This window comes from Pedobacter nutrimenti (assembly GCF_003208655.1).
GTDB classification, from domain to species: Bacteria; Bacteroidota; Bacteroidia; order Sphingobacteriales; family Sphingobacteriaceae; genus Pedobacter; species Pedobacter nutrimenti.
The window spans coordinates 587,336-609,077 of sequence record NZ_QKLU01000003.1; the positions used below are offsets into that span (position 1 = coordinate 587,336).

The 21,742-nt window shown below is 41.1% G+C and carries 25 protein-coding genes; 13 read left to right on the forward strand and 12 right to left on the reverse strand.

The window, feature by feature from the left end; translation table 11 throughout:
* Positions 1–10: 10 nt before the first annotated feature.
* Positions 11–505, forward strand: coding sequence for a DinB family protein (locus B0O44_RS10690; RefSeq protein ID WP_146229809.1), 495 nt, complete (start codon positions 11–13; stop codon positions 503–505).
* Positions 506–555: 50 nt separating this feature from the next.
* Here the strand turns inward: B0O44_RS10690 and B0O44_RS10695 are convergent, their stop codons facing one another.
* The gene (locus tag B0O44_RS10695; RefSeq protein WP_110830076.1) at positions 556–927 is read right to left on the reverse strand and encodes a hypothetical protein; all 372 of its coding nucleotides are present in this window, start codon (positions 925–927) and stop codon (positions 556–558) included.
* Positions 928–1,135: 208 nt separating this feature from the next.
* Between B0O44_RS10695 and B0O44_RS10700 the strand changes: the two genes are divergently transcribed.
* The 4 genes from B0O44_RS10700 to B0O44_RS10715 all read left to right on the forward strand — a co-directional run bounded on the left by B0O44_RS10700 (position 1,136) and on the right by B0O44_RS10715 (position 6,795).
* On the forward strand, positions 1,136–1,708 hold the full coding sequence (locus B0O44_RS10700) for an RNA polymerase sigma factor (RefSeq protein WP_110830078.1): 573 nt from the start codon (positions 1,136–1,138) through the stop codon (positions 1,706–1,708).
* Positions 1,709–1,810: 102 nt separating this feature from the next.
* On the forward strand, positions 1,811–2,395 hold the full coding sequence (locus tag B0O44_RS10705) for a sigma-70 family RNA polymerase sigma factor (protein WP_110830080.1): 585 nt from the start codon (positions 1,811–1,813) through the stop codon (positions 2,393–2,395).
* A 59-nt stretch (positions 2,396–2,454) separates the two neighbouring features.
* Positions 2,455–3,474, forward strand: coding sequence for a FecR family protein (locus B0O44_RS10710; protein WP_110830082.1), 1,020 nt, complete (start codon positions 2,455–2,457; stop codon positions 3,472–3,474).
* Between the two features lie 93 nt (positions 3,475–3,567).
* Positions 3,568–6,795, forward strand: a complete 3,228-nt coding sequence (locus B0O44_RS10715) for a TonB-dependent receptor (RefSeq protein ID WP_110830084.1) — start codon at positions 3,568–3,570, stop codon at positions 6,793–6,795.
* A gap of 50 nt (positions 6,796–6,845) precedes the next feature.
* Here the strand turns inward: B0O44_RS10715 and B0O44_RS10720 are convergent, their stop codons facing one another.
* The 3 genes from B0O44_RS10720 to B0O44_RS10730 all read right to left on the reverse strand — a co-directional run bounded on the left by B0O44_RS10720 (position 6,846) and on the right by B0O44_RS10730 (position 8,959).
* Entirely contained in the window at positions 6,846–8,000 is a 1,155-nt protein-coding gene (locus B0O44_RS10720) for a serine hydrolase domain-containing protein (RefSeq protein ID WP_110830086.1), read from the reverse strand.
* A 121-nt stretch (positions 8,001–8,121) separates the two neighbouring features.
* Positions 8,122–8,682 (reverse strand): helix-turn-helix domain-containing protein, encoded by a 561-nt coding sequence (locus tag B0O44_RS10725; protein ID WP_110830088.1) that lies wholly within the window; start codon positions 8,680–8,682, stop codon positions 8,122–8,124.
* 67 nt (positions 8,683–8,749) lie between these two features.
* The gene (locus B0O44_RS10730) at positions 8,750–8,959 is read right to left on the reverse strand and encodes a hypothetical protein (RefSeq protein WP_110830090.1); all 210 of its coding nucleotides are present in this window, start codon (positions 8,957–8,959) and stop codon (positions 8,750–8,752) included.
* A 524-nt stretch (positions 8,960–9,483) separates the two neighbouring features.
* Between B0O44_RS10730 and B0O44_RS10735 the strand changes: the two genes are divergently transcribed.
* The 5 genes from B0O44_RS10735 to B0O44_RS10755 all read left to right on the forward strand — a co-directional run bounded on the left by B0O44_RS10735 (position 9,484) and on the right by B0O44_RS10755 (position 12,754).
* Positions 9,484–9,939 carry a carboxypeptidase-like regulatory domain-containing protein gene (locus B0O44_RS10735; protein ID WP_110830092.1) on the forward strand — a complete coding sequence of 152 codons (456 nt, stop codon included), beginning with the start codon at positions 9,484–9,486 and terminating at the stop codon, positions 9,937–9,939.
* Between the two features lie 56 nt (positions 9,940–9,995).
* Positions 9,996–10,460, forward strand: coding sequence for a hypothetical protein (locus B0O44_RS10740; RefSeq protein WP_110830094.1), 465 nt, complete (start codon positions 9,996–9,998; stop codon positions 10,458–10,460).
* Between the two features lie 227 nt (positions 10,461–10,687).
* The gene (locus B0O44_RS10745; protein WP_110830096.1) at positions 10,688–11,392 is read left to right on the forward strand and encodes a hypothetical protein; all 705 of its coding nucleotides are present in this window, start codon (positions 10,688–10,690) and stop codon (positions 11,390–11,392) included.
* 143 nt (positions 11,393–11,535) lie between these two features.
* Positions 11,536–11,988 (forward strand): copper resistance protein NlpE, encoded by a 453-nt coding sequence (locus B0O44_RS10750; RefSeq protein WP_110830098.1) that lies wholly within the window; start codon positions 11,536–11,538, stop codon positions 11,986–11,988.
* A 1-nt stretch (position 11,989) separates the two neighbouring features.
* The gene (locus B0O44_RS10755; protein WP_110830099.1) at positions 11,990–12,754 is read left to right on the forward strand and encodes a methyltransferase domain-containing protein; all 765 of its coding nucleotides are present in this window, start codon (positions 11,990–11,992) and stop codon (positions 12,752–12,754) included.
* Here the strand turns inward: B0O44_RS10755 and B0O44_RS10760 are convergent.
* The 3 genes from B0O44_RS10760 to B0O44_RS10770 all read right to left on the reverse strand — a co-directional run bounded on the left by B0O44_RS10760 (position 12,751) and on the right by B0O44_RS10770 (position 15,263).
* Positions 12,751–13,329: a YdeI/OmpD-associated family protein gene (locus B0O44_RS10760; protein ID WP_110830101.1), complete on the reverse strand. Its 579-nt coding sequence runs from the start codon at positions 13,327–13,329 to the stop codon at positions 12,751–12,753. The two genes, B0O44_RS10755 and B0O44_RS10760, sit on opposite strands and share 4 nt — an antisense overlap.
* A gap of 90 nt (positions 13,330–13,419) precedes the next feature.
* Positions 13,420–14,607: a hypothetical protein gene (locus tag B0O44_RS10765; protein WP_110830103.1), complete on the reverse strand. Its 1,188-nt coding sequence runs from the start codon at positions 14,605–14,607 to the stop codon at positions 13,420–13,422.
* Between the two features lie 83 nt (positions 14,608–14,690).
* The gene (locus tag B0O44_RS10770; RefSeq protein ID WP_110830455.1) at positions 14,691–15,263 is read right to left on the reverse strand and encodes a GNAT family N-acetyltransferase; all 573 of its coding nucleotides are present in this window, start codon (positions 15,261–15,263) and stop codon (positions 14,691–14,693) included.
* A 219-nt stretch (positions 15,264–15,482) separates the two neighbouring features.
* Between B0O44_RS10770 and B0O44_RS10775 the strand changes: the two genes are divergently transcribed.
* Positions 15,483–17,021, forward strand: a complete 1,539-nt coding sequence (locus B0O44_RS10775; protein ID WP_110830105.1) for a PepSY-associated TM helix domain-containing protein — start codon at positions 15,483–15,485, stop codon at positions 17,019–17,021.
* Here the strand turns inward: B0O44_RS10775 and arsB are convergent.
* Genes arsB through B0O44_RS10795 form a run of 4 tightly spaced genes read right to left on the reverse strand, consistent with a single transcriptional unit; the run spans position 16,993 to position 19,327 of the window.
* Positions 16,993–18,069 (reverse strand): ACR3 family arsenite efflux transporter, encoded by a 1,077-nt coding sequence (gene arsB / locus B0O44_RS10780; protein WP_110830106.1) that lies wholly within the window; start codon positions 18,067–18,069, stop codon positions 16,993–16,995. The genes B0O44_RS10775 and arsB overlap by 29 nt on opposite strands.
* 11 nt (positions 18,070–18,080) lie before the next feature.
* Positions 18,081–18,500, reverse strand: a complete 420-nt coding sequence (locus B0O44_RS10785) for an arsenate reductase ArsC (RefSeq protein WP_110830457.1) — start codon at positions 18,498–18,500, stop codon at positions 18,081–18,083.
* An 11-nt stretch (positions 18,501–18,511) separates the two neighbouring features.
* Entirely contained in the window at positions 18,512–18,961 is a 450-nt protein-coding gene (locus B0O44_RS10790) for a DUF6428 family protein (RefSeq protein ID WP_245943640.1), read from the reverse strand.
* 36 nt (positions 18,962–18,997) lie between these two features.
* Entirely contained in the window at positions 18,998–19,327 is a 330-nt protein-coding gene (locus B0O44_RS10795) for an ArsR/SmtB family transcription factor (RefSeq protein ID WP_110830108.1), read from the reverse strand.
* Positions 19,328–19,529: 202 nt separating this feature from the next.
* Between B0O44_RS10795 and B0O44_RS10800 the strand changes: the two genes are divergently transcribed.
* Together B0O44_RS10800 and B0O44_RS10805 are read left to right on the forward strand one after the other, a co-directional pair.
* A complete protein-coding gene (locus B0O44_RS10800; protein WP_110830459.1) occupies positions 19,530–19,868 on the forward strand; it encodes a YciI family protein in 339 nt (112 codons plus the stop codon).
* Positions 19,868–21,124 (forward strand): RNA polymerase sigma factor, encoded by a 1,257-nt coding sequence (locus B0O44_RS10805; RefSeq protein WP_110830110.1) that lies wholly within the window; start codon positions 19,868–19,870, stop codon positions 21,122–21,124. The genes B0O44_RS10800 and B0O44_RS10805 overlap by 1 nt, the downstream gene beginning before the upstream one ends.
* On the opposite strand, the gene B0O44_RS10810 is transcribed toward B0O44_RS10805, so the two are convergent.
* Positions 21,121–21,738 (reverse strand): RloB family protein, encoded by a 618-nt coding sequence (locus tag B0O44_RS10810; protein ID WP_170123308.1) that lies wholly within the window; start codon positions 21,736–21,738, stop codon positions 21,121–21,123. The genes B0O44_RS10805 and B0O44_RS10810 overlap by 4 nt on opposite strands.
* Positions 21,739–21,742 lie beyond the last annotated feature (4 nt).

The following is a 21,742-nucleotide window of genomic DNA, read 5'->3' on the forward strand; positions in this document are numbered from 1 at the left end:
TTGAAATCAGATGAATAATTATTACAGGAAAGGCGCAATGGGTGCATTGCTGGATGAATATGAAAAAGCGGTTGAGGAGTTTAAAACCGTTGTTTCGGGGATATCGACCGAAGAATTGTTAAACATAAAAGTAAAAAATGACAGTACAGCTTCCGGTTTGTGGTCACTTCAGGAAATACTGGCGCATGTGGTCAGTTCGGGTTATTCCTATTGTGTATATATTATAGGTAGCAGGGGGGTGGTAATAGAACGTCCCGAACGTCAGCTCCGGTCTTCTGCCAAAGAATACCTGAAAGATATTAATGAAATGTTTAAATACAGCTGTGGCCACCTAAGCCTTTTTGGGGAAGATGAGCTGGAAGAAACAGATCCTTCAAAAAAAATCCTGACCAGCTGGGGCCAGGTCTATGATATAGAACAAATGATGGAACATGCTATTGTTCACATTCTTCGTCACCGCCGGCACGTGGTCAGGTTATTGTCGGCGAACCGCGGGGAAAGTTAAAAACAAAGCCCTGGTTTTGCCAGGGCTTTGTGGTTATTGTGATTTGTATTTTACCATTCAATAGGGGTATTTCCATTAGAAGAATAAACGAAATACCAGACATTGGCAGAGCCTGTTGCTGCATCAATACTCACAGAGAAATTATTATAACCCTGATAAGGATTATAATCGGTTCTAACCACGACAACACTCGTGCCCTGACCAGATACAATGGTTCCGCCGGCTACTGTCCAGGTACCATCTACATCAGAAGTAAAGGTGTATTCTGTAGAAGGATACAATGGGTTATAGCCAGGCCCGTTGATTTGAGGTTTGGCAAAAGCCAGTTTAGCTGTTGAGGAATGGTTTTCTGTAGCATCAGAGCTTTTAACGTATACCAGTGCAAGTAAAAAGAAAGACAGGGTTAAGAGTGTTTTTTTCATGAGATTGTTTTTTTATGAAAATTAAGCAGTTAATTGAACTCAATCTACTGATAAATTAGCGCATTTCCATGGGTAGAATTTTTTTATCCAAAATCCTGAACATTTTCTCAAAACAAAAGTTTTTTTATTTCTAAAATCTGATATAGCTTTACAAAGCCTGAGCTTCAGGAAATTATAGTTGTTTTTATATGCATTTAAAATATGTCCTATGGTTGTTAATGCCGGGTTTGCAGAAACCGAATTGATTTCCCTGCTTAAAGGAGGAGATGAGCAAGCTTATATGCAAATCTATGATCATTATGCGCCACCCTTGCTAAATTATGCGGCCTCCAGATTAGCAGATCTACAGGATGCAGAAGACCTGGTGCATGATGTTTTTTTAAAACTCTGGACCTCCCGGGTACAGGTTAAAGAAATTAAACCCTATCTGTATGCCTTAATGCGCAACCGGATCATTGACTTTGTCCGCAGGAATGCAACCAGAACAGTGTATTCCAATATGTTGCAGGCACTGGCCAGTGAGCCTGAGTACAATATGGAACAAGAGCTTCATGCAAAAGAACTCGAAAAGATGGTGGAGCATGCCCTGGGCCAGTTGCCAGACAGAATGCGGGAAATTTATCTTTTAAACCATAAAGAGCAGCTTGGTATTTCACAGATTTCCAGCTTGTTGAAAATTTCCGAACAGACGGTGAAAAATCAATTGAGTATGGCACGGAAGCAATTGCGTCAGGCAGCAAAGGACGCTTCCTTACTGGTGATCCTGTATTTGCTGTACTAGCCAGGCAAAGGCCGTTAAGGCCATTAAATAATAATTTGATAACATAGAGTAAACCTCCATCCTAAACGGGCGGGATATTTTTGGAGCAAATTTATTTGATCCATGCAACCGTTTAAAAGTGATTTTGAGGCCGCCAAAGCATTAAAGTGTGGAGACATGCGGGCGCTTGAACATTTTTACAGACAGTATCAGCAGGCCATGTTTCAATTTTTAAAAGCTTATTGCCGTGATGCATCGGTCGTTACAGAAATGATACAGGATGCCTTTCTCCAGTTGTGGGAAAACAGGGCAAAAATCAATGAGCAACAAAATGTTAAAAACCTGCTTTTTACCATTTCTAAACATAAAGTTATTGATCAGCTGCGCAAAAGTCAGCAAAGGGAAAAAATCCTTAAACTTAAATACAAACCACAAGAGGAAGTATTCAGTACACTGGACCAGGTAATTCTGGCCGATTACCAGCGTTTGCTTTCCAGTGCTTTGATGCAATTGCCCGAACGGAACAGGGAAGTTTATAGCCTGAGCCGCAATACCCATTTGAGCAATGCCGAAATTTCCAGCCGTCTGAACATCTCGGTGAAAGCAGTTGAAAAGCACATTACCAAAACCCTCCGGTTTTTAAAGGTTTTTCTTCAAAAAGAACAGGTCCTGATCTTTTTTTTACTGCTCCATTCTATTTTATTTTAAAATATTTTATTTCCGGGGTAGGGTTGAGGTACCACTTGTGCGTATAGCTGGTATATCACATGAAAACAGATCCTTTTTCCGCAGAAATTATACAAGGTTTTTTTGAAGGGCAGCTTTCTGAAAAGCAGCACCAGGAAATTTTAACCTGGTTGTCGTCTTTAACAGAACAACAGCAGCAGGAATTTATGGAGAAACACCAGAATTTCCTGGAAAGTACCCCGATGGATCCTTTGACAGGCGAGCTTCCCGGTTTTCAGGTTATTGAAAAAGAAATTCTCCGGTCTGGAAAAAACCGTCAAAAGTTCAGGTTGTGGAGCCTGAGTGCTGCGGCAGTATTGCTGTTGTGTTCTGGTTTATGGTTTTTGAGCAATACCGGGAAACAAAGTCCAGTGGTGCTGGTTGTCCGGCAAGCCGGGGCACAGGTACGAATGCTGCACATCCGTAACGAGCAAGCTCAAATTCAACATGTGGTATTACCGGATTCAAGTACCGTAAACCTTTATCCCGGAGCGAGCCTGGAATATCCCGAGAATTTTCATCCGGCAAAACGGGAGCTGAAGCTGTCTGGAAAAGCATTTTTTAAGGTCAGACACCAGGTACACCGTCCTTTCAGTGTAAAAACAGCTGCCATTACAACTGTTGTACTGGGGACCTCTTTCTGGATAGATGCGCCGCTCAATCTGGGTACAGTTAGCGTAAAAGTGAAAACCGGAAAAGTAGGGGTGGTTCATCGTCAGCAAACTTTATTTCTGCTGCCTTTAGATCAGGCCACCTTCAACCCTGTTAAGGGGACTTTGTTAAGTGTTAAACGGGCGGTGGTTAAACCTGTTAAAGCAATAGGGCAACCACTGTCTGAAGCCCTTGTATTTAATGGAACGCCACTGGAACAAGTGGTAAAAGTATTAAATGAAAGTTTTAAGCAACACATCGTATTACAGGAAAATGTAAATGCGCAGTTTCCAATTAGCCTGAACACCAGAGGAAAAACCTTAAAAGAAATTTTAGAAGAAATTAAATCACAAACTCCAGTTAAATATGAAATAACCAGGCATCAGATCAACATCAGTAAACAAGAATAGAAAAAAGAGTTCCACAAGTGGGACGAGCACTCGTGGAACCGGAAACCCTTAAAACCAGGTCTTAAAGGCCTCCTTATTTAAAAAAACTAAAATATGAAAAAAAAATCTACATCAGTCAATTGTATCTTCAGATTTGCTGCTGCATGGCTTTTGTTCGGTATGCTGTTGTTTGCCCAAAATGCCTCGCGGGCACAGGGCACAACTTCTTCTGGTATTAAAGGTTATGTTTTTAACAACCAGAATCAGCCCCTGGCCGGGGCAAGTGTAAGCGCAACTTATTTACCAACCAATGCCCGTTTTGTGGCAATGGTAACAGAAAAAGGCGCTTTTAACCTGCAGAATTTACCTGTAGGCGGACCTTATACCATTGAAGTGAGCCATGTGGGCAACCGGAAATATACAGAAAACGGGGTTTCATTACCTCTTGGGCAAGTTTACGCCATGAAAGTATTTCTGGACAGCGAAAATCAGCAGCTGAACACGGTGGAAGTCCGCAGTACAAAAGCAGGCTCTTCACGGAACTTGTCTAAAACCGGAGCTTCTAAAAACATCAGCCGGACAGATATAGACCGTTATCCTTCACTTAACCGTTCGCTTTCTGATTATACCCGTTTTACCCCACAGTCCTCCGGATTGTCTTTTGGAGGCCGCAACAACCGTTACAACAACATTCAGATTGATGGATCGCAGAACAATGACATTATGGGTTATGGTGTAGGTGGAGGAACAACCACCGGCGCACCAGGAGGGCAGGCCGGAACACAGCCCATCAGTTTGGATGCCATTGATGAAATTCAGGTTGTACTGGCGCCCTTTGATGTAAAACAAGGCAGTTTTACGGGTGCGGGAATCAATGCGGTAACCCGCCGGGGAAGCAATACAATAAGCGGATCGGTGTACGGTTATGGAAAAAACCAAAACCTGGTTGGCAAAAGCCCCGATCCGACCCGTAGCCGCTACAACGATTTTACAGATTACCAGTACGGCTTCAGGCTGGGAGGACCCATTCTGAAAGATAAACTGTTTTATTTTGTCAATGCAGAGATCAGCAGAAGAAACGAGCCCCTGCTTTACAAAGCCAACAGAAATACCGGGGCCTCAGATGAGTCGCTGATTTCAGCGACAACAGCCCAGCAGATTTCCGATTACCTGAAAACAAACTACAATTACGATGCAGGTAAATTTGATGACATCAGCAAGAAAACCAACAGTGAGAAGTTTTTTGTACGCCTGGACTACCTGATCAACAATAAAAACCGGTTGACCCTGCGGCATAATTACGTACACGGTATCCGTGATGACATCAGCAACGGGATCAATGCCTTAAGATTTGAAAACAACAAATACATTCAGACCAGCACCACAAACATCACCGTGGCCGAGCTGAATACCTACTTTTCCAATAATGTAGTAAACAATTTAATTGTTGGCTATTCCAGTGTTAGGGATAACCGCGAAATACCGGGAAGCCCTTTTCCGCAGATTACCATACAACTGGGGGCTTCCGGAACCGTAACGGCAGGAACAGAGGGCTATTCGCCCTCTGCAAAACAGAAACAGGATTTGTTTCAGCTGACCGATAACCTGGATGTGATTCACAATGACCATCATTTTACTTTTGGTACCCAAAATGAGTTTTTCAGATTTGATAACCTGTTTATCCAGAACATTTGGGGAAATTACACCTACAGCAGCCTGGCTTCATTTCTGGGCAATCAGGCGCCATCTATTTACCAGCTCACTTATTCAAAAATCCCGGATGTTAAAGTTCCAACCTCTATTTTCAGGGCCATGCAGCTTGGTTTTTATGCACAGGATGAATATACTGTGCTGGAAGGCTTAAAAGTAACCGGAGGCTTAAGGGTGGACATCCCTGTTTTTCTGGATAAGCCCCTGGCCAACCCTCAGTTTGCAGCTTCTTTCCAGTCCCAGGGTTTAACAACCGATACCAAACCGAAGTCCCAGCTGCTGTTTTCACCAAGACTGGGCTTTAACTGGGATGTATTTAAAAATGGCCAAACAGTTTTAAGGGGCGGTTCGGGGATTTTTACCGGAAGACTGCCTTATGTATGGCTTGGAAATGCTTACAACAACTCGGGTGCCGATTTGGGCCGGATCAATGCAACCGGTACCGCTACAGCACCCATCCGGTTAAGCGGCGATGTGAACAACCAGCCCCGGACCCAAACGGTAGCAACCTCTGAAATTGACCTTACAGACCGGAACTTTAAAATGCCACAGGTATGGCGTTCTAACCTGGCTGTGGATCAGCAACTGGGCTGGGGTATTGTTGGAACATTAGAAGCCATTTATGGAAAAGAGCTTAATGCACCCTACATCCAGGATTTAAACCTGGTGCAGCCTACAGCAAAACTGGACGGAGATGGAAGGGATTTTTATCCTGCAGGTACGGCCCGTTTAAAATACCCTGAATATACCAATGTGTTTTTACTGACCAATACCAATAAAGGCTATCAGTATAGTTTTACTGCACAATTGCAGCGTAATGTAGCCAAAGGTATTTCGGGTTCCATTGCCTATACCTATGCCCATTCCAAAGACATTTCGAGTATGAACTCGACCATTGCTTCTACAAATTTCAGGAACAATACGGTTACCAATAATCCAAATAACCCAGGACTGACTTTTTCAGACTGGAACCTGGACCACAGGATTATCGGAACCCTTTCTTATCGCTTTGAATATCTGGGGCACCTGGCAACAACCATTGGCCTGGTCTATAACGGGCAATCGGGTTTACCCTATACCTACAGACTTAATTCCGATATCAATAACGATGGGCAAGCCCAAAACGATGCCATGTATATCCCAAAAAGGGAAAATGATATTGTATTGCTTCCAACCAATGCCCAGGATACCCGTACCCCCGCACAGATTTATGAGCAGTTGAATGCCTTTATTGATCAGGACCCTTACCTGAGCAAGCACCGTGGAGAATTTGCAGAAAGAAACGGAGCAAGAACACCGTGGTCACATATTTTTGACCTTCACCTTGCCCAGGATTTTTTCATCAACAGGGGGGGTAAAAGGCATAACCTGCAAATTACTTTCGATGTATTTAATGTGGGCAACCTGCTGAATAAAAACTGGGGGCTAATTAAACTGCCTTCTATCACCACGGCACAATTGCCTGCGACTTTGAGCGGTTCAATTTTAACCTTCAGAGGATTTGAAAACCCTGCAACCTCCGGTGGCCGGTCCAGGGCAACCTATAGTTATACCCCGGTTAACGGTTCTTTTGTCAATGCCCCATTCGATTCCAGATGGAGAGGACAAATTGGTCTTCGGTACAGTTTCTAAGGTCAACAGGTTTCATGGAGCCAGCTGCTTCATGAAACCTGTTTTTTGTTTTAATGGTCCAGGTGCCCCAACCAGCTAAAGGGCGAATATTGATCCCCGATACAAGCTTTAGAAATCTGTGCAGAAACGGATTCGAAATTTTCACTGTTGCTGAGCAGTACCACTGCAATCCCTTTGGCAGGAAAAGCAACAAAATAATTCTGATTGGCTTCGCCATGACCGGTATGGAAAAAGCCCAAACCGGCATTGCTTTGAAAAAGTCCAGTGCCCAATCCCCAGGCCAAATGAATTTTATCGTTGTCATGGGTCAAACTGTCTTTTAACGGCCCAAATCCACGTTTACTTTTTACCTCAATCTGGGCAGAAAGCATTTGCGCATATAGCCTGTGGGATAAACCTTTTTGCAGCATCAGTTGACTTATAAATTTGGCATAATCAGCCGCTGTTGTGCTCATAGAACCTGCGGCACGGCTTTCCGACCTTCTTTCAGAACCATAAACCTTTCCGTCTTTGTAATAGGCAATTGAATAATTATTTTCAAATGCAGTATCCCAGACCATAGCGGTATGCTCCATGTGCAGGGGGCCAAAAACTTCTTCTTTAGCCAGTTGCTGCAAGTCTTTGCCCGTGTATTCTTCTATCATAAAACCAAGAAGGTTTAAACCTTCATTAGAATAATAGAATTTTTCTCCCGGAGGGGCAATCAGGTTTACCTTACCCCGGTACAATCCCCGGAGCACCGGTAAACCAGCACTGTGGCTTAAGAGCATTCGGGGGGTGATTTTATTAAATGCTGTAGCGTCATCACCCAGGTCTTTCCATTTAGGGTACTGACCAATGGCTTTAGGAAGGTAATGTTGCAGGGGAACATCCAGATCAAAAATACCTTTATCGACCAAACGCAAAAAAAGATAGGCACTTAGGGTTTTGGTTAGCGATGCCGCATACATGACCGTATTGTTTTCTATAGGCTGTTGCTTTTCTATGTTCCGGTAGCCGAAATTTCCAGTCCAGACCGTTTGATTGTTGTTAATAATGGCGACCTGCAAACCAGCTATTTTTGCACTGTCTACAAGGTAAGCCAACCGTTTTTTTAATGCATTTATGGAAATGGTTTTGCCATTTAATTGTTCAACTGTTTTAGTTTCTTGTGCGTTAGTGCTTAAATAAAGACAGCTGATCAGAATGATAATTAATTTTTTCATGACTTGTTTTTTTTACCAAATCTCTGACGAAATTAAAAAGCATACAACGACACCTTTGCGTCACCTGCACGACAAATTGGCCTTAAAACAGACTTAAAGTTGGTTTTTTGAAAATCCGGCCTTAAATTTTAAAAAAAGTATAAGAAAAAGGATACTTCACCTGTTGCAAATTCACCGAGCGGAATAAGTTGATCAAAGTCATGAGCACCATAAAAGCATAGATCAGAACGGTGAGTGGAAAACCAACAGGAAAATAATAAATCATTAAGACAATAGACGGAAAAAAAAGAATGGTCATGGTGAGGTGAAAGTTGAGCACCTGTTTGGCCTGCAAATCGGAATCGGGGTTTTCATCTTTTTTCAGGAGCCACAAAACAAAGGGGAGGATGATGTTTAAAATGGGGAGTCCCAGACCGATAAGCGCCAGCAAATGAAAAAGCGGAATGACCGACGAGGGTTTTGTTTTTTCTTTAGGATCTGAATTCCCTTCAGGGGCATCCATTAAAAGTTCAGTTTCAACATCCAGACAGCTGGCCAGCATTTTAAGGGTTTGGATGTGCGGAACTACGGCACCCTTTTCAATACGCTGAATTGTTCTTGTGGTTACACCGGATAATTCTGCCAGTTGTTCCTGGGTCAGACCTTTTTTCCGGCGGTAAACAGCAAGTTTCGATGAGGGCATAATTCATTTGTTTCTACTAAATTCGAAAAAATATCTGATAATCCCATTGAAACCTGTTGCTGGTATTTTATCCCGATATGGATAAATAATATTCCAGCGGATCTGTTTCCTTTACCTGTAGGGGACCATACTCTGCTGCTTTTATTTGATGTGGCCAATTGCAGGTCATGACCTGATCGGATAAGTGTAATTCCGCAATGCGGCGTTTTTTAAAATAGGGGGTGCCATTTGGGGCAAACTCAATATCAATGGCAAATTGTTCTGTAGGGTTTTTCATGAGATCTTCGTTTTAAATTGTCAAGCCGGCTAACAAGCCGGCTAATAAACTGATACAAATATACCCTGCGGAAAAGCCTGTCCGTTTACAGGAATCAAAGGAATACTTGCGAAATTCAAACAATGTGAAAATAAAGAGCAGTGTCTTTAGTTAGGAGTATAACCTGAAAGATCATTTGGGCAATGAAAAGGTAAGTTTTTTATAAGAACCCTTCAATATAGCTAACGAAAGTTTTGCAACGTGATGATTATTGTGCGTTCGGAAAATAAGCCATTGTGAAACCGGGGACAAACAAATATCTTTATTACGGCAAGGAATTGCAAAAGGAAAAGGGACAGCTGAATTGTGATCCAAGGTTTTATGACGTGGTAATACTTTGTAGTTTTCAGGGGTCGTTAGGGGGTAGGCGAAATGATAAACCGAAAATCCCAAAAACAAGTTTTATTCTATTGTATAGAACTCCAGGCCGGGTAAAAGCAGAGGAATACAATTATACCGATAATTAAGCCCATAAAAATAAGAAGATGAGGAGATTATTCATTATTTGTACTGTGCTGTGTATTTCAACAAATATTCTTTATGCTCAGAGTAAAACAATTAAGGGAAGGATAGTTGATGATCATTTGGAAACTTTAGCCTATGTATCAATTGTCATTAATGATACAGTTAAAGTTGGTAAAACAGATTTAAATGGCTTTTTTCAAATAGATGTCCCTATTTCAGTGAAAAAAATATCATTTGAATCTGTTGGATTAGATAAAGCAACTATAAAACTTGCAGATAAATGTAATGAAGTGGAGGTTGTAATGATGCTAAGGGGTACTTACGATTTTATAACGATTAAGAGAGTAGATAACCTTCGAAGGAAAACATTCATGAAACTTCCCAAATTACATAAGGAAGCATTTGAGAAAGGTATATTCAAAACGGATAAAGCTTGTTATGTACAGGAGTTTACCCCTTACAGCAAAAAAATATAAAAGTGATATTAAAGATGGACCACTTTATTGTAATTGGAATGGCTGACTTGTGATTTATGATGAAGATAAAAACTATGTTACTGGTTCTTTGCTTTTTTATAAGCCTAAGAGCGAATGCTCAATCAGAGAAAATAGTCTACATCTTATCTGATAGTGTAGAAATTGAGCTTAAAAAGCAAATTGATAAATCCAGGCAGAATAATCCGGACATATCCTTTTCCTGTATGCTATGGACTAAATCAGATGGTTTGTATTGTGTTTCATTGTTTAAAAATGAAGAGAATTCAGGAAATGATTTTGTTAAGGTGCTTGTAAGGAACACTAATAGATATTTACTAATTGAAAAAGATAAGTTACCCTTAATTTTTGATTACGACTTTAAATTTAGTTCATCTGATTTAAAGCACATTGGTGATTTTGGCGAAAGAGAGGGGAATATAAAACGTTCAGAATTCTTATTTCACGGATATACGATTTTTTTTGATTCGCAAGGGAAAGTTATAAAGACTTCAAATTATTGATTCAGGAGTAAATTGAGTTCGATTATGAAGTGGGGTTTTATGATCCGGAGATTGGAAAGTCTAATGTAGTGAATCCATTGGCAGCGAAAGACCGGGCTTGTGGCCTACTGATAATTATTCCAGAAATAACCCAATGCGTTTTTATTGATCCACTTTCAATACCGACATGGATTAGATATGTAGGGCCTACTTTAATGACAACGGCTAAATAAATAGTATTAGAATAAATGAAAAAAAGGCATTTTAAATGGATATGGTATAGTCTTCTGGGAGGATTCGTGATTTATAAAATGTTCTGGTTTTTTTCTTCTGTAAAGAAGTTTGGAGAATCCGATGGCCCTATGCCATACGTTGGAAATATAGTGTATAAAGAGTTGTTCAACAATATTGACAGTACGAGTACTAAGTGGAAGGGCATAATTCAACCATTCACATATCGTAATCCTGTGAATATGGTAAAGTATGAAGAGAAATTTGATTTGTTTATTTATAATATTGGAAAAACGAAAGCAGTTTCTTTGAAACAACTATTGAACGTTGAAGACAAATCTGTTGCTCAAAGTGGTGGAATTGTTTATACCAAAATGTCACCCTCTTTATATTCTTTTCTTATTCAGTCAGGTAAACCTGATCCCATCGCAAAGCTTTTTCTATCAATAAAAGGAGATTCGTTAAAAACGATTGTTCAAAATGATACGCTCGTTAGCTATAATTTTAAACTGAAAAACTTTTCATTGAGGTATAAGGAAAATGGGGACCGGGATATAGTGGGTGAAGTTGAAGGAATACTTGCGCCAAAAATACCTTACTCTCTAGTGATCTATAAAAAACAAGATGCAGTTTATTTGTTGACAATGTCTCCTAAGGATCGAAAAACAGTAATGGATCCAATGTTATTAACTAATCTGGTATTGAATAAAGAGAAGAACTAAAAGTAAAATGGATTAAAGACACAAAAGCCCGGCACTTCACCGGGTGTTTGTGTTAAAGTTTTTCTTTATAAAACTGGCAGCTGTTAATTTTTTGCAACAAAATTCCTTGTAAATTGTCTTAATAAGAGATTTAATCCTAAACAATGAAAAAACAACTCCTTACCCTTGCGGTGGCTTCCATTTTATTGTGGAGCTGCCATTCAGAATCTAAAAGAGTTGCTGCTGCAGACAGCTCCAGAAAAAGCATAGATACTGCCAAAAGAGATATGCACAGTGCCCAGATTTCCCTGGACTGGGATGGTACCTACAAAGGAACAGTACCTTGTGCCGATTGTCCGGGCATAGAAACCATTATTACCCTAAACAAAGACCAAAGTTATTCGATGGAAACCAAATACCTGGAAAAAGGCAAAAAAGTGTCTGTTGAAAACGGAACATTCAACTGGGATAAAACAGGTTCAAAAATTACCCTTGAAGGTTTAAAAGATGCCCCAAATGCTTACATGGTTGGGGAAGGACAATTGATCCAGCTGGACATGCAGGGCAATAAGATTACTGGAGATTTAGCAGCTAAATATATTTTAACCAAAAAATAGCATGGCCTGGAACCCGGATACCTATAACAAGTTTAAATCGGAGCGTTTTGCACCTTTTTACGACCTGTTGGCGCTCATTGACGTAAAACCCGCAATGAAAGTGATAGACCTGGGCTGCGGAACAGGAGAGTTGACCGGTAAACTGGCGGATAAACTGCCCGGTGCACAGGTTATTGGAATAGACTCCTCTGCTGAAATGCTGGAACAGGCCAAAGCATTTGGCAACCAGCGGCTTCATTTTGTACAAAGGACCATTGAAGAGCAGGTGGCGACAGAAGAAAAATGGGACCTGGTTTTTTCCAATGCGGCTATACAATGGACCGATGACCATGAGCAGCTGATCCCAAAAATAATTAAGACCTTAAAACCAGGCGGTCAGCTGGCCATACAAATGCCAGAGCAAAATGAAAATATCTTGAATCAGATGCTGGACGACCTGGTACAGGAGGAGTCATACCGGAACGCGCTGGGAAACTGGCGAAGGGTTTCACCTGTATTGAGCCTCGACGATTATGCCCAGCTTTTTTTTGAAAATGGCTGTAAGGACATGACCATTTATAAGAAAATTTATCCCCTTATTGTTCCCCATCAGGACGAACTGTACAAATGGATTTCAGGTACAGCGTTGATTCCTTATCTGGACAGGCTAAAGGGACAAATTAAAGAAGATTTTATTCAGGAATTTAAAAACCGCATCCATAAGCGCTTTGTGAAAACCCCTGTATTATATGCCTTTAAACGGATCATTATGGAGGCCCGGTTTTAGTGGTTTGCCCTTACATTTCTGGAAGCAAGTTCAACGGTTTGTATCATTCTTTTTTCGCGGGTTTCCTTTTTTTTGGCATTTGAAACCCATTCGAGGATCAACCGCCGGGAAGAAGGAGGAAAAGCACTGAAATTGCTCAATGCAACCGCATTTTGGTCAAACATTTTTTGCAGGTCATCGGGAATAATGGTGTTCTGGGCATCGGTTAACCTGTCCCATGTTCCTGTCTTTTTGGCGATGTCAATAAAAGCCTGTCCGGCAGGTGTCATCAGGCCCTGTTTGATCATTCTTTCGACACGGACTTTATTGGTGTTGCTCCAATTGCCCCCGGGTTTTCTGAGGCTAAAAGTCAGGTAAGAACTTTCCTCGTCCCGTTTCATGGCTTTATTGTCTATCCAGCCAAAGCACAGGGCCTGTTCAACGGACTGCTCATAACTGATACAAGGCTTACTGCTTTTTTTATTGTGCATAATGAGCAGAACAGTCTTTTCGGATGCGGCATTTTCTTCCAGCCATTTGCGCCATTGCTCGGTTGAGCTGGCGTAAAATGCAGGAATATTGTTTTTGGTCTCCATATTTCTTCTTTTTGTTAAATTAAGAAATTAAATCTTTTCATAAAAATGCGGAGACCCGGTGACAGCCTTATGTCAGTGAAAGAAAAAAAATTAAGAACTTTCCCTGTATTTCACCTCCCACAATTTATTTGGCTTCATGTATAAATAATCTTGTTCAAAGTCCAATACGATATTAAAGCGCTTCAAAAGGTCATTGCCTAAAAAGTTGATTTCAAATCTGGTTGGATTTTGACTGCCCAGCATATAAACCGGAATATTGCTTAATTCGAAGTTGTTGATCTTGTACCTGGGCGCAAGTACAATGCGGGTTTCGTATTTAACACCCCTTGGATCTTTTAATGCCGATGTTTTGATCAGTTTCAGGTCTTTTGGGAAATGCTGTTTGCTGGCCCAGGTGCTGTCGACAATAAGAGCCTGGTCTGAGCCGGTGTCAAAAAGAAAATTACCCGTATATTTTTTTTGTCCGATTTCAAAACTGCCCTTTACGCAAACAAAAGACTGGATAAACTCAATTTTTTGTTTGTGATAGCCTTTTAAGGCTTTAGGTAACCTGGAATGCACAATAATGGCATTGAGGTCGTAATTAATTTCTACCTGTTTACCTTCAAAAAGGTTCCAGCCAAAGCGGCCGTCCATTTCTCTGGCCGTAAAACCTGTGGGAACAATTTCGGGTTCATTAAAAGTGATGTTTCCCATTTGTACCTTAAACACCTTGTTTAGTTTGTTGTAATTTGGGTTTACCTTACCGGCCAAAGCTTCGGGTTGGCCCGACAATAATTTGGTCTTTTTTAAAATGGCATCCTTTGTAAAACGAAAATCAAAAGAGCCAACATCAAAATGTACCATCAGGGTATCGGTATCATTTACAATGGCTTTAACCTTTATGGCATTATAGGCGGTTAAAGTGAAAGGGATGGTGTCGTGGGTTATTTTAGGGCTCCTGACCAGGTTTTGGGGGCCAATTGCACTGACCACCCGGGTATAACAGGAATCTTTTCCGTTCAGTAAAATCACAAAATCAGTGCTCGATCCGGGTTTAACCTTAATACGGATCGAATCAAGATCTGTATAAAAAGTAACCCATTTGGTTTCCCGGGTCCGGTCGGCGGTAAAAACATCGGGCTTTGCGGCAGGAGATAGGGTCCAGCGGTTTTTGTCTAAATAACCGCCGTCGTTAATGGCTACTTTATTTGAGGTGGCCCTGATTACAGGAAGTTTGGATTGTGCAAAAACAGGCGTTAGCCCCAGAAAGAAGCAGAAAAGAAAAATATATTTCATTGGTCGCGAAAATTAAACCCATATCAATTAGGGCAAGCCAATGTAATTAAAATATTTGAAGCGCAACAAGCTAACTTTGCTGGTTAGGCGCTGCTTTTCATAAAAAACAGGGTATAACCAAAATTCAGCTGATCATACACCTGAAAACCAAATTTCTGGTACCAGGGAACATTTTTGGAAGCAGAAGTTTCCAGGTATAATGGGCAATTGTCCTTTGCGCTTTCGGCCAGTATTTCCTGCAGCAACTTAGCGCCAATGCCAAAGTTCTGGTGGCCAGGGCTTACACCTATAAACCAGAGGTAGTGCATGGGCCCCTTACCCTGCAGTTTTTTAATTTTATTTTCTTTACTAATGGCTTTAAAAATATTTCCAAAACCAATAGAGCGGCGAATGAGCTTTAAATCGAGCCAAAATGCCTTTAGTGAAGCTTTTTTTTGATCCGGATACAAGATCAGGGCGCAAGCGTTCCGGTCTTCAGAAATTACCACTTTGCCAAATAGCTGGCAAACTTCAAACGAATAATCCATCAGGTAACGGATGCGTTCAACTCTTTTGGAATCATTGGGGATTAAGTAATTGACACTTTTATTGTCATGAAAGGAGGCGGTGAGGATATCCACAACCAGGTTTTTGTCTTTCGGCAGGGCATTTGTCATCGGCACATTTTTTAAAGGTAGTTTTACCAAAATACTAAATAAGCTGTTAAACAACGACTTAAATAAATGATTTAATGAAATCGTAACGCAATTGCGCCAAAATGCAATAGTGGCATATGGAATTCTGATAAATAATTTGGAGAATGGACTTTGACTTTTATCTTTGTTTATAATTGATCTAAATAAACAGCCTCAATAAGTTTTTTCTGATCAGACCATATGATCAAATTCTCAAACTTAAAACTCGCCTGGGCAAAACATCAAAAAAGATGGTTTGGAAAATGGCATTTGTACCTGGGCATTATAGCCGGATTTATTGTTTCCATCGTAGGACTCACAGGAAGTATTTTGGTTTTTCAGGATGAAATAGACCATGCATTAAACCCCACCTTTTTTAAGGTCCTCGAGCAGCAGCATAAAATGCCCCTGGAAGAGATTCTGCCTGTGATCCGGAAAAATTATCCGGACTTAAAGCCAATGTATATTGGTTTAACAGATCAAACAGCCAATTCTACCTACCGTTTATACGACCCCAAGCAGGAAAAAGAAATTTTTATCAATCCCTATACAGCCAAAATATGTGGTAAAAGAATGGTAGGCTCTTCCTTTATTGGACTGGTGACCAATATTCACCGGACCCTGCTTATTCCGGCCATAGGGCGGTATATTGTTGGTTTGTCGGCTCTTTGTTTGCTTATTTTAACCATCAGCGGATTAAGGCTCTGGATTCCGAAAAAATGGAAACAGCTTAAGGAAGTGCTAACGGTTAATTTTAAGGCGAGCTTTAAACGCCAGAATTACGACTGGCATAACGTTTTGGGTTTTTACACTTCACCAATTGTTGTTTTACTTTCCCTTACCGGATTTTGCATCACCTTTTCCATTATTGTGATCCCATTGCTGTTTTTGCTCAATGGCCAGTCACCGCAGGGGGTAGCCAAATTACTGGGGGCCAAATCGGCTTATGCAAAAGGGATACAACCCATGCCACTTCCACAAATTACAGAACTGGCCAAAAAACAAGTGCCTGGTGCCCGATTGGAGTTTATTTCTTTACCGGCCGACAGTACAGGTTCTTACCGGATGGATTTTATAGGACCTTATGTGGCCAAATCCGGTAAAAGACAAATGATTATTTCAGACCAGTACAATGGTAAAATACTGCTCAATTCCAATACCGATTTTCCAAATACTGGGCAAGCCTATTTAAGCTGGCTGACCCCTATACACTATGGCAGTTTTGGCGGTATGCCGACTAAAATTCTGGCCATTATAGGCGGTTTGACCCCGCTGGCCTTATTTATTACCGGGTTTATCATCTGGTGGCCTCGTTATAAAAAACAGAAAAGAAAACGCAGGCGTAAGCTCGGGCAGCCAGAAAAAATAACAAAGCCGGTTGTCGCGGAAAGCTCTGTACCCAGAACGGGTGCCTGGAAATACATTGCTTTGCATTATAAAAAAGGCATAAGCTATGCGCTCTGGACCATTCTGTTTGCTTTTTTAATGGGAGGGCTGTATGGCCTGGTTTCTGGAATAGTGCTTGAGCCCGCAGTTTTTTCGCTGATTTTTACCGGAATACTGGTGACGGCAAACTTTCTGGTTGCTTTTATCGTCATGCTCTTTAACCTGATTTTTTTAACCCCTTTCAAAAAAGGCCGCAGGCCTGTCTTAAAATATTTTAGTCTTTCCCTGGCTTTTGTATCTGTATTTATACTAGCGGTTATGCTTATTACTTTAAGCGGTGTTCGAATTTTTTAAAGGAACGAAACCAGAAAGCAAGGTTAACCAGGGCAATTAATGCAGGCACTTCCACCAAAGGACCAATCACCCCGGCAAAAGCCTGTCCCGAATTGATTCCAAAAACACCAATGGCAACCGCTATGGCCAGCTCAAAGTTATTTCCTGTAGCGGTAAAGGCTATAGAGGTGCTTTTTGAGTAGTCGGCCCCAAAGTACCGGCCTGCAAAAAAGCTCAGCACAAACATAATGGCAAAATAAATGAGCAGTGGCAGGGCAATTCGAAGTACATCCATAGGGATTTTAAGCATCAGTTCCCCTTTGAGGCTAAACATAATCACAATGGTAAACAGCAGGGCCATCAGGGTGAGGGGCGAAACAAAGGGCACAAACCTGCGCTCAAACCATTCTTTCCCTTTTAGTCCCATCAGGGCATAACGGCTCCCAATGCCTAAGGCAAAAGGTATACCCAGGTAAATGCCTACACTTTTTGCAATTTCTCCAATGGTAATCTGTACAGGAAGCCCTTTGATTCCAAAAACAGGAGGCAAGAGGGTAATAAATACATAAGCATAAACGCTGTACAGCAATATCTGAAAAATGCTGTTCAGTGCAATTAGCCCGGCAGCATATTCCCTGTCGCCTTCGGCCAGTTCATTCCAGACCACCACCATTGCAATGCAGCGTGCCAGACCAATAAGAATCAGGCCGGTCATGTATTCCGGATAATCCCTTAAAAAAGTAATGGCCAGTAAAAACATCAGCACAGGACCAATAACCCAGTTTAAAAACAGGGAAGTGGCCAGTACCCTGGTGTCTTTAAAAACTCCGGCCATTTTTTCATACCTGACCTTTGCCAGGGGTGGATACATCATTAAAATTAAGCCCAGGGCCAAAGGAATATTGGTTGTTCCCTTTGAAAAGGAACCAATAAAACCGGCCGAGGAAGGAATAAAATGACCAATTCCAATTCCGGCCCCCATAGCCAGAAAAATCCAAAGGGTGAGATAACGGTCTAAAAAGCCGAGTTTTTTTCTTTTGGCAGCAGGACTGCATTGCATCGATGACATGAAAACGGTTTTTAAGAATTTAAATGATCTTTAACAAAATCAAAAGCATAAGCTTTAATCATGTCCCTTACTTTTCTGAACTCGTCCATGACTTCCTGTTCTGTTCCGATGGCCCCAGCAGGGTCAGGAAAATTGTAGTGGAACTTTTGGGCCTGAGTAGGAAAATAAGGACAGCTCTCTTTTGCGTTGTCGCAAACGGTAATCACATAATCAAAATGGACACCACTGTACTGCTCAATATGGTTAGAGGTATGTGCCGAAATGTCAATGCCACTTTCGGCCATAGCCACAACAGCCCTGGGATTTAGACCATGCACCTCTATACCGGCACTATATATATTTGCTTTTTCTCCGGCAAAATGCCTTAAAAAGCCTTCTGCAATTTGACTGCGGCAACTGTTGCCGGTACACAATACCAAAACATTTTTCATTGTCAATAAATTTAGCAGCATTTTCCCCGGCCAATGGCTTTACATTGCGTAAAATCGGGATTAAGGTTAACGATAAGGTTGTCTTGATTTAAAATAAAAGCAGCAGGATACATTTGCCGGGTATCAAATTGAGAATTTCCAAACTCTATTTTAACTGTGGCGAGTGGATCTAGGCTTAAACTTTTTTCTACCAGTTCTACAATAGACAAAGCTTTACGAACCTGCATGGCCCGTTCGGCCTCGGGTTTTGGTGGTTCCCACAATTGAACAACAACTTCTGTCCATTGGTTCATCACACCACCACAATCTACAGATACTATTGGGGCCTGTTTGATTTCTGTGATGTGGTAGGAGGCGTCTACCCATTTTTGTTCTGCGTACTGAAACTGAAGTATCCGTTCGGGATATTCCTGAAGTTTGGCCTTAAAAACAGACCAGGTCATTAAATCTGAATTATTCATATATTGCAATTTTACGATTGATATAAGCAAAAAATTTTAACAGCAGTCCGGACTGGCTTTATACGAACCAAAAAAAGCGCCCAACTGATGCTCCAGTAATTTCCAGGTGACTGGATTGATGCAATAACAAACCGTTACACCCTCAATGGTCCCCTGTATAATGCCTGCGTTTTTAAGTTCTTTTAAATGCTGGGAAATGGTGGCCTGGGCCAGCCCGAGTTCTTCCACCAGGTCTCCGCAAATACAGGCGTTGGCAGAAATAATTTGCTGCAAAATAGCAATGCGTGCAGGGTGGGCCATTGCCTTTAGCAATTGCGCCAGTCTGTTTTGCTCGGCGGTAAATATTTCTGTTTTAGTTAAGCCCATAATTGTATCGCAATATTACGATGTATAAAAGAAATATCCAAATTTTTTGGAAAAATAAATGGAAGGGCTACTATAATGAAGATCACAAAAATCAGTTGTCCGGTTAAGCAGCCACTAAAAGCATTTCCTATATTTGAAAATACATTTGAAAAAAAATGTCCCCCTTAGGCAGGTTCAATCGTTAAGGGGTAAAAATATCAAAATGAAAGAATTCGTATTAATTTTCAGACTAGACAATGCTGCTTCGGCGGTTAAACCGACACCGGAACAAATGCAGGAACGCATGAACTGGCTGGGCAGTATTGCCGCCCAAAACAAACTGGTAGACAAAGGAAATACCCTGTCTACTGGAAGTGCCAGAACAGTAAAGCCGGGTAACCTGGTTACCGATGGTCCTTATACCGAAATTAAGGAGTTTATCAGCGGCTACATTATCGTAAAAACAGAAGATATCGAAGAAGCTGTTGAAATGGCAAAAGCGAATCCAATTTTTAAAATTGGGGGCAGTATAGAAGTGCGGGAAGTTATTAAACGTGACTAATGCATAAAACCCAGCCAACTGTACATGAGCTTTTGCCTCAATTGTTCCGTTTGGAGTATGCTAAAATGACGGCGGTATTGTGCCGTCATTTTGGTTTGAAACATATTGAAATGGCAGAAGATCTGGTGAGCGAAACTTTTTTAAAAGCTGCAGAAAACTGGGGCTTAAACGGCATCCCAGAAAACCCTTCTGCATGGCTGTACACGGTAGCCAAAAACAAAACCAAAGACCAGCTAAAAAGGGCGCAGCTTTTTGAAACGAAAATAAAAGCAGCTGTACAAAACCAGGACTTTGAACCCGAAAGCAGTTTTGATTTCAGCAATCAAAACATTACAGATAGCCAGCTGGCTATGATATTTGCGGTTTGTAATCCCGAAAATCCGGTTGAAGCACAAATTTGTTTGGCTTTGCAGGTACTTTGTGGTTTTAGTGTAGAAGAAATTGCAGATGCCTTTTTAAGCAAAACTGAAACCATAAAAAAACGCCTGCTGCGGGCCAGGGCAAAACTACGCAAAGACAGGTTTCAGATGAGTGCTTTAACAGCGGAAAACATTTCTGCCCGCCTGGATGCAGTGCTGAGCACCTTGTACCTGCTGTTTAATGAAGGTTATTTTTCCAAGTCAAATAACCAGCTCATTAGAAAGGAACTTTGTGCAGAAGCCATCCGCTTAACGCTGTTGCTTACCGAAAGCCCTTTAACCAACAGCAGCAAAGCCAATGCTTTGCTGGCCCTGATGTGTTTTCAAAGCTCACGGCTCGAAGCCCGTGCCAATGAGGCCGGAGAGTCTGTTTTGTTTGAACAACAAGACAAAAATTTATGGAGTAAAGAGCTGATTGAAAAAGGAAATTATTACCTGGTCAATGCCTGTAGCGTAGAACAGGTGTCTAAGTACCATTTGGAAGCAGGTATTGCGTACTGGCATACCAGCCCTGCAAATGAGCAGCGCTGGGGACATATTTTACAACTTTATAACCAGCTGATCCTTATTGAATATTCCCCTGCCACGGCATTAAACAGGACATTTGCCTATGCGAAGGTCTATGGTTATGAACAGGGGATCCGGGAAACCGAACAACTGGGGCTGGAAAACTTTAAAGACTACCACGCCTTGCTGGGCTATTTATATACAGCCATTGATGTAGAAAAAGCCCTATCGCATTATCAGAAAGCCATTGCATTAACCAGGTCAAAAACTGAAAAGAAAACCCTGGCCAAAGAAGTAGAGCGGTTAAAAAAAGAATTTAAAATTCATTAAGCTTTATTGTTTTTCAATTCCAAAAAATACCATTCAAAGAATTTAAAAGTTTCTGCTCTTGGGTAAAACTGACCTCTTTCATCTCTGTTTTTTTCTAATGAGGCGGCATTTTTCATTGCAGTACTAATCAATTTCTCTTTATGTGTTCCATAAAGTCGGGCCGCTGTTAAGAATTTTTCTGATTTATTGTAACCGGGTATATAATTTTTTCTTCTAATCTCGCCACTCACCTCATTACAATTGCTGAAGTTTTTTCCAATATCTATAAAATGCAGTAAAAACCAAACTTCGAAACATGGATTATTTTCTAACACAGTTATTCCATTGTTTTCAGCCCTGATTTTATATTCCCTGTATTTATCTTGTTGATGATCCTGGATAATTTTATCCATGTCTATTAGCGCGTAAACCCTGGAATGGTTTTCAATAAGTTGCATTGCCCTGTCCAAAACACCACGGTAGCTGCCCAACTTTTTTGGAAAATCTGGCGCAAGTGTTAAGCTTTTTGGTCTGTCGGTCTGTTTGACATCTGAAAAATAAATACGTTCTGTTTCTCCATCTCCAACTAGTGCAACGGATTCTCTAACATTTATAAGCTTCCTTTCTCTTCCCATAAGT

Coding starts and splice junctions, on each gene's coding strand:
- B0O44_RS10690 (WP_146229809.1), top strand. CDS start 11: ATGAATAATTATTACAGGAAAGGCGCAATGGGTGCATTGCTGGATGAA.
- B0O44_RS10695 (WP_110830076.1), bottom strand. CDS start 927: ATGAAAAAAACACTCTTAACCCTGTCTTTCTTTTTACTTGCACTGGTA.
- B0O44_RS10700 (WP_110830078.1), top strand. CDS start 1,136: ATGGTTGTTAATGCCGGGTTTGCAGAAACCGAATTGATTTCCCTGCTT.
- B0O44_RS10705 (WP_110830080.1), top strand. CDS start 1,811: ATGCAACCGTTTAAAAGTGATTTTGAGGCCGCCAAAGCATTAAAGTGT.
- B0O44_RS10710 (WP_110830082.1), top strand. CDS start 2,455: ATGAAAACAGATCCTTTTTCCGCAGAAATTATACAAGGTTTTTTTGAA.
- B0O44_RS10715 (WP_110830084.1), top strand. CDS start 3,568: ATGAAAAAAAAATCTACATCAGTCAATTGTATCTTCAGATTTGCTGCT.
- B0O44_RS10720 (WP_110830086.1), bottom strand. CDS start 8,000: ATGAAAAAATTAATTATCATTCTGATCAGCTGTCTTTATTTAAGCACT.
- B0O44_RS10725 (WP_110830088.1), bottom strand. CDS start 8,682: ATGCCCTCATCGAAACTTGCTGTTTACCGCCGGAAAAAAGGTCTGACC.
- B0O44_RS10730 (WP_110830090.1), bottom strand. CDS start 8,959: ATGAAAAACCCTACAGAACAATTTGCCATTGATATTGAGTTTGCCCCA.
- B0O44_RS10735 (WP_110830092.1), top strand. CDS start 9,484: ATGAGGAGATTATTCATTATTTGTACTGTGCTGTGTATTTCAACAAAT.
- B0O44_RS10740 (WP_110830094.1), top strand. CDS start 9,996: ATGATGAAGATAAAAACTATGTTACTGGTTCTTTGCTTTTTTATAAGC.
- B0O44_RS10745 (WP_110830096.1), top strand. CDS start 10,688: ATGAAAAAAAGGCATTTTAAATGGATATGGTATAGTCTTCTGGGAGGA.
- B0O44_RS10750 (WP_110830098.1), top strand. CDS start 11,536: ATGAAAAAACAACTCCTTACCCTTGCGGTGGCTTCCATTTTATTGTGG.
- B0O44_RS10755 (WP_110830099.1), top strand. CDS start 11,990: ATGGCCTGGAACCCGGATACCTATAACAAGTTTAAATCGGAGCGTTTT.
- B0O44_RS10760 (WP_110830101.1), bottom strand. CDS start 13,329: ATGGAGACCAAAAACAATATTCCTGCATTTTACGCCAGCTCAACCGAG.
- B0O44_RS10765 (WP_110830103.1), bottom strand. CDS start 14,607: ATGAAATATATTTTTCTTTTCTGCTTCTTTCTGGGGCTAACGCCTGTT.
- B0O44_RS10770 (WP_110830455.1), bottom strand. CDS start 15,263: ATGACAAATGCCCTGCCGAAAGACAAAAACCTGGTTGTGGATATCCTC.
- B0O44_RS10775 (WP_110830105.1), top strand. CDS start 15,483: ATGATCAAATTCTCAAACTTAAAACTCGCCTGGGCAAAACATCAAAAA.
- arsB (WP_110830106.1), bottom strand. CDS start 18,069: ATGTCATCGATGCAATGCAGTCCTGCTGCCAAAAGAAAAAAACTCGGC.
- B0O44_RS10785 (WP_110830457.1), bottom strand. CDS start 18,500: ATGAAAAATGTTTTGGTATTGTGTACCGGCAACAGTTGCCGCAGTCAA.
- B0O44_RS10790 (WP_245943640.1), bottom strand. CDS start 18,961: ATGAATAATTCAGATTTAATGACCTGGTCTGTTTTTAAGGCCAAACTT.
- B0O44_RS10795 (WP_110830108.1), bottom strand. CDS start 19,327: ATGGGCTTAACTAAAACAGAAATATTTACCGCCGAGCAAAACAGACTG.
- B0O44_RS10800 (WP_110830459.1), top strand. CDS start 19,530: ATGAAAGAATTCGTATTAATTTTCAGACTAGACAATGCTGCTTCGGCG.
- B0O44_RS10805 (WP_110830110.1), top strand. CDS start 19,868: ATGCATAAAACCCAGCCAACTGTACATGAGCTTTTGCCTCAATTGTTC.
- B0O44_RS10810 (WP_170123308.1), bottom strand. CDS start 21,738: ATGGGAAGAGAAAGGAAGCTTATAAATGTTAGAGAATCCGTTGCACTA.